Here is a 6,689-nt window from a genome sequence, read left to right as displayed (position 1 = left end):
GTAATTATATAAATTATTCCTTCAATCAAATAGCCGCATTTCACCCATCCACTCTGTACAATAGCTTCAAGAGAAAAACTTAATTTGTAATTGATTATTAATTGTTTTCTGTTTTCACTAATAAATAATCATACTGAAGGATTAACTCCAAGGTAAACATCATTAGTGCGGTAGAAATAACGGAAATATTATTGTAATACAATCATTATATTGACCAAGAGTATCCGCCTGTCTCATTAAGTAGCTTATTTCACCAGTAATATTTTGTCAATAAAGAAGCCTGCTAACATTTGTCGAATAGAAGGGTAGAGACAACTAAATGATGCAAAACCCATGCTAAGAAAATATTTAACAGTAGAAGTCAGTTTTCCCTCTCTAAGGCAAGCCGACTAGTATCATGCTAGAGCATTAAGTTTAAGGGTGCCTTCAGCCCAGGTCTTTTAATCGCTTCTAGGTCGTGCCAGTCGAGCTCCTTTCTGGAATGATCAAGTTATAACCGATAGACCTGCTGAAGTTATTAGACATCCATCTTAGTGCTTTTTAGGACAAGGTGTACTGTTCTTATTTCTATGATACTTCGTAAATACATGCCTAGGTAGAGTTAGAAGAACCATATATTTTGATAACTCAGCCAGTAATTCATTAATATGGTGTTGGAGAGAAACATCATTTTTGTTGCCGCTATGTGTTGTGTTCTTCGAGTTTTGGTATGGTGGTAATAACCATCTTGACAGTTATCGTTTGAATAATTTTATAATATGTCATGTTTCGCCAAATAATATCCTTATTATGTGATACATTTACTCTAAATGAGGATTGATTGGTTTGAAGTTTAGCTTACTGCAGTAAAGACGAAGCCCTATTTATCCTTTAAAAAGGCAACACAAAAAAAGGTAGTAAAAAGAGCTTAGGAGGGCATATTGGTACCTTTATCACTGGAATCATATAATACACTTAAAGTATAACAATAAATTATTGTAAAATTTATAGAAAATGTGGAAGGAAAAAATCGGAAACCTCTTTAAGAAATACGTATGCATAAAACAAGCATGATAATAAAGACTGTGGAGAACATGTTTAGATTTATTGGCAGCAAAACTACATAAAATACTAATATACCCAGAAATTGATAAGAAAGCATCACTAGAAGTTGGCACTAGATTGGGAGTGTATCCATAAACTTCAACGGCTTGACCACCGCGCGGTTTAGTATATTGAATTCGGGATAAAGGGCAATTTGACTCTTACCAAACAATCCAAATGATAGTTTAATATAATGCAATAAATATAGGGTCTTCGGAACTCCCTTAATATAGATCAATGTTGTAGTTGTTTTATTTTAGTAGGTTATGACCAATCAACGATATGATATGAAAACCAGGAGGAATATTTTTGAACGAAATATCTATGCAAAAAAGAATCAGATTAATTGAACTTGCGCTAATTCTAAGTGTTTCTTTTTTACCATTTTTTTTAAGGAATTTATTTATACATTTAAGTCTATACTCCATTGATACTTCTATAAATGTAAGGTTTTTTATTGATGGTATTACTAAAATCACTTACGTTGCATTACTAATCTATATACTCTTTAGACAAGGTAAAAGCATAAAAGATATTGGTTTTTCGTTTTCATGGAGAGATATTTTTAGGGCAATTTTAATATTCATAATAATTATCATCTTTTTATCTTTTTACTCACTTTTGTTTAAACTAATAATAGGAAAATCACCATCAGTTCCTCAACATATTGATATCTTTGTAGGTGAAATTTCAATTATTTATTTTTTGGCTATGATAATAAATCCGTTTTTTGAAGAATTAATTTTAAGAGCATATTTAATGTGTGAAATTGAATTCTTTTCAAATAGTAAAATTATTGCAATAATTGTAAGTGTCTTTATTCAAACATCCGGACATTTATATCAAGGAGTTCATTCAATGGGTGGTCTTGCATTAACATTTCTTATTTTTTCAATATATTTTGCAAAGTATAAAAGAATAATGCCAATCATAATGGCTCATGCAATAATGGATATTGGAATTATGTTGAGTTCTGGTAAGTTTTGAGTAGTCAAATATATTATCCGATAGGATTCATGTTCAGTGAATACACATTGTCTGTAGCATATGAAAAAATTCTCTATCTATGAAACATGTAATCACCCTCGGAGTTTTCATGAATATAAAATAAAAGATAATAGTTCCAAATATTTGATTCACTAATGTCGATTGGAGAAAGTGTAAATGGTATTCAGAAAATACTATTGCATAAAACAATATGATATATCTGATTGTGGGGCGGCTTGCCTTGCAACAATCAGTAAACAGTACGGACTAAAAACACCAATTACACGTATTAGAGAGGTTGCTGGAACCGATAAACAAGGTACAAGTGCCTTTGGAGTCATAAAAGCTGCTGAGCAGTTAGGCTTTACTGCAAAAGCTGTTAAAGTAACTAAACCAGAGGATATCTTTACAGAATTTCCATTGCCATCAATAGCTCACGTGGTTATTGATGGTTCTTTAATGCATTACGTAGTTATACATAAGATATCAACTAATGTAGTAATAATAGCTGATTCAGGCAAAGGTATTGTTAAGTACACTCCGGATGAGTTCTTTAAAATATGGACAGGGGTATTAATATTATTAGTGCCAACAATCCAATTTAAAAAAGGTAATGAAACCAAAGGGATATTTTCACGATTCTTTGGGCTTTTAATTCCACAAAAGAAACTAATTATCAATATATTTATAGCATCCTTTACATACACAGTATTAGGCATACTGGGATCATTCTACTTCAAAGTTATGATGGATGATATACTGCCCAACAATCTATTAAAGACACTTCATATAGTGTCAGTAGGTATTATACTTTTAAATATATTTCAGATATTACTAAATGCCTTTAGGTCGCACTTGCTATTATACCTTAGCCAAAAGCTGGATATATATTTAATCCTCGGATATTATGACCATGTGTTGCAACTGCCCATGAACTTTTTTGGCACTCGCAAGGTGGGTGAGATTATATCGAGATTTATGGATGCATCAAAGGTTCATGAAGCCATATCTGGAGCTACACTAACAATTATGATTGACACATTAATGGCTATTGCTGGTGGAATTATTCTATATTCTCAGAATTCTTTTTTATTCGCCATAGCATTTATTATGGTTATAATCTATGCCATTATTGTATTTTGTTTTAATAAGCCTGTCCGTGATATTAATAGGGAACAGATGGAAAATAATGCACAACTTACGTCATACCTTGTAGAGTCACTCGCCGGTATAGAGACATTTAAATCCTTCAACGCAGAACGCAAGGCAAGTATTGAAACTGAAAAGAAATTTATTAAACTTTTAAAAAGCATTTTTAAAGATGGTTGGATAAACAACCTTGAAGACTCATTAACTGGCGCCGTTGCTTCTGTTGGTGGTATTGTCATCCTTTGGGCTGGAGCCTATAGTGTTATGAAGGGTGAAATGTCTGTAGGCCAGTTATTGACTTTTAATGCTTTGCTTGCATATTTCCTTGACCCGATCAAAAACCTTATCAATCTGCAGCCTATGATGCAGACTGCAATCGTAGCTTCAGATAGGTTGGGCGAGATAATGGATTTGGAGCTTGAGAAAAGTGAAAACGAGGACAAAAAAATTACGCCATCAACATTAAAAGGGTATATTGAGTTTAAAAATTTAGACTTTCGATATGGTACACGACAACTTGTACTCAAGAATATAAACCTTAATATAAATAGTGGTCAAAAAATTGCATTTGTCGGTGAGAGTGGATCGGGCAAAACAACCTTGGTCAAGCTATTACTAAACCTCTATAAATGGGAAAAGGGCGAAATTCTTATTAATGGCAACAATATTAAGGATATTAATATAAATTACTTGCGTGAACGGATAGCGTATATTTCGCAGGATATCTTCCTTTTTAGTGGGACTATCTACGAAAATCTCTTGCTTGGTATTGAAAATCCCGACATGGAGACTGTCATTGAAGCAGCAAAGATGGCTAAAGCACATGAATTCATCAATGCTATGCCACTACGCTATGAGACCATGGTGGAGGAGAACGGTGGAAATTTGTCCGGTGGGCAGAAGCAAAGACTGGCTATTACTAGGGCATTACTCAAAAAACCCGATATTCTTATCATGGATGAAGCTACCAGTAATCTTGATTCTATCACTGAAAAAGCGATTGAACATACTATTAATGAACATACACAAGGAATTACAACTTTGATTATTGCTCATAGGCTATCGACCATAATGCAGTGTGATAATATATATGTCATGGATAAGGGTGAATTTGTTGAAAGCGGAACACATCATGAGTTGATAAATAAAAAGGGATTGTATTTCGACCTTTGGAAAGAACAACTGCCGGAAACAACTGAAAAACACATAAAAGAAGATATTACACCATCTATTCCCTTTGTCTTTGTCCCATTAGTTGGAGGACTATTTGAATCCGCAGAGACAAAGGACGGTGAAACAATATGAAGATTTATATACAAGATATAAAAGACATGTCTGACAGCCGTGAAATACTTGAGGCAAAGCCACATTTTTTTATGACATGGTTTATATATATATTAATCGCTTTCATCATTGTTGCACTAACATGGTCATATTTCGGTGAAATAGAAGACTATGTGAAAGCAACCGGATCGGTAAGACCAGGAGATAAAATAAGTACCATTAGCAATGTTGTTTCGGGACGTGTTGATAAAGTAAATATCGAGGAAGGAGCAAAAGTTAAAAAGGGGGATGTGCTTTATACAATTGAGATGAATGGGACTCTTATAGATAAGGATGAAAAAGAAAAGCAGGTAGCCAGATTAGAAAAGGAAAACATAAATTTACTAAAATTTAAGCAAAGCATTCAAGAAGAAGGAATGGATCTATTTAATAAAGATGATATTGATGAATCTAATTATTATTTCCGTTTTCGGAAATATTTAATCGATTTAAAAACAAATACTGAACAGAAGAATATGGCAGAGGTTAAACTTCAGAATCAAAAAACATTACTTGAATCAATTAAAAAAGGTAAAAATCTTTTTGAGCAAAACGATGTCGAGCAACATAATAAGTACGAAGTTTATGTTTTTGATATTGAGAAACTCAAGTCAGTCTATGATCAGAAGAATGGCACTTATACAAGGCAAAAAAAGCTTTATGATGCAGGAGTCGTGACCAATATAGAAGTAGAGGATACAAAAAATCAATCTGTAATGGCTAAGCTTGAGCTGGACAAATTCAAGAATGAATATGAGATGGATTTGCTGGCCGGTATAAAACAAAGTATGCAAAGCATTCAAGAACTTTCTGCTAAAAATCCCCGTATTGATACATCTGTTCAAATCGAGGATAGCTTAACTTCCAACATAACTAACCTGAATAGTGCGAAAAGCGAGTTAAAACGCCTAGAACAAAATATTAAGGAAGCCACTGTGACTTCTCCGATTGATGGAATTGTGAACTTATATACTGAAATTAACCATGGAGATTTGTTGCAAAGTGGAAGAGAAATTGCAACAATTGTGCCAAACACAGGTACCGAAAATAGAATACAGTTAATAGTGTCAAACAAGGATATTGCAAATATTAAGAAAGGGCAAAAGATAAAATACCATTTTACTGCGTTACCCTACCGTGAATACGGTGAATTGGCGGGAATTGTAACAAAGGTTGGTACAGATGCTATGGCAGATAAGGCATCAGGTGTTAGCTATTATACAGCGGAAGCATCTGTTGCAAAAAACGAACTTGAAAGTTACAAAGGAGTCAAAGCTCAAATTAAAGTAGGTATGGTCTGCGAAGCACAGGTTGTAACTAAGTCGAAAAAAATAATCCTATGGCTCCTTGAAAAAATAAATTTGATTGATTGATTGAAAGGAAAGATGAGCATCCTCAAAAATAAAATCTGAAATTGAAAAACTCAAGGATGGCTATTACAAGCGTGTATTGTTACTGACGCTGTTTAACATCCATAGATTGACGGTGTAAGATGTCAGTAGTAGACAGATGAGTTGGCAAAAATAGGTGAATGGACAGACGGATATAGGGTGTAATCCTATTTCTATAATCCTCCGAATAACATGAAAGAAAGGATGAGATGTTTTGGAAAATAATCACAAAGAGCTAATAACTAGTGTAAAAGACCTGCTTATTTATAGTTACAAATATCCAGAGGAACAGGTAATCGTTGATTATCAAGTTGTTCTGAAAGATGGAAGCACATTTAAAGCGGATTTAGTATTAACTAAGGAGCTATCAGTTCCTTATGTGATAGTATTCGTAACAAGTGATGTTATTCCCGTTGAGCAAGTCAAGATGATTTTGTCGCAGTCCAGTCTCCAGTATGGGGTTGCTTGCCAAATTAAAGAGGATGCGTATTCTGAATTTTGGGGTATTGAGAAGAAAACGAACATATTCACTGGTAATCTTGAATTTGAAAATATCACTGATTACCCAAAACCATATAAATGTACAGATGTTAATTTCTTTTTAGTAGCTTTCGAGGCATTTTTTACCTTAATACAAGGGGGATGAGGGGTAATATTAATTTCTACAGTACAAAGGAGCTACCTTTTAATGATGTTTCGGGCATCATTAAAAGGTAGCTCCTTTTCAAATATAACAGAACGGTCGCTAACCCCTAG

At 33.7% G+C, this 6,689-nt stretch carries 4 protein-coding genes; all 4 read left to right on the top strand.

Annotated features, from left to right (window positions below):
- Positions 1 to 1,392: 1,392 nt before the first annotated feature.
- On the top strand, positions 1,393 to 2,070 hold the full coding sequence (locus DOT_RS12150; protein ID WP_009618870.1) for a CPBP family intramembrane glutamic endopeptidase: 678 nt from the start codon (positions 1,393 to 1,395) through the stop codon (positions 2,068 to 2,070).
- 177 nt (positions 2,071 to 2,247) lie between these two features.
- Positions 2,248 to 4,524 (top strand): peptidase domain-containing ABC transporter, encoded by a 2,277-nt coding sequence (locus DOT_RS12145; RefSeq protein ID WP_009618869.1) that lies wholly within the window; start codon positions 2,248 to 2,250, stop codon positions 4,522 to 4,524.
- Positions 4,521 to 5,915 (top strand): HlyD family efflux transporter periplasmic adaptor subunit, encoded by a 1,395-nt coding sequence (locus tag DOT_RS12140; RefSeq protein WP_009618868.1) that lies wholly within the window; start codon positions 4,521 to 4,523, stop codon positions 5,913 to 5,915. Before DOT_RS12145 ends, DOT_RS12140 begins: the two co-directional genes overlap by 4 nt.
- Before the next feature lie 232 nt (positions 5,916 to 6,147).
- Entirely contained in the window at positions 6,148 to 6,579 is a 432-nt protein-coding gene (locus DOT_RS12135) for a type I restriction enzyme HsdR N-terminal domain-containing protein (protein WP_040412021.1), read from the top strand.
- Positions 6,580 to 6,689: the final 110 nt, after the last annotated feature.

Source organism: Desulfosporosinus sp. OT, assembly GCF_000224515.1.
Lineage (GTDB): Bacteria > Bacillota > Desulfitobacteriia > Desulfitobacteriales > Desulfitobacteriaceae > Desulfosporosinus.
The sequence above is the reverse complement of the archived record's forward strand: the minus strand, read 5'-3'. Positions and strand labels throughout refer to the sequence as shown.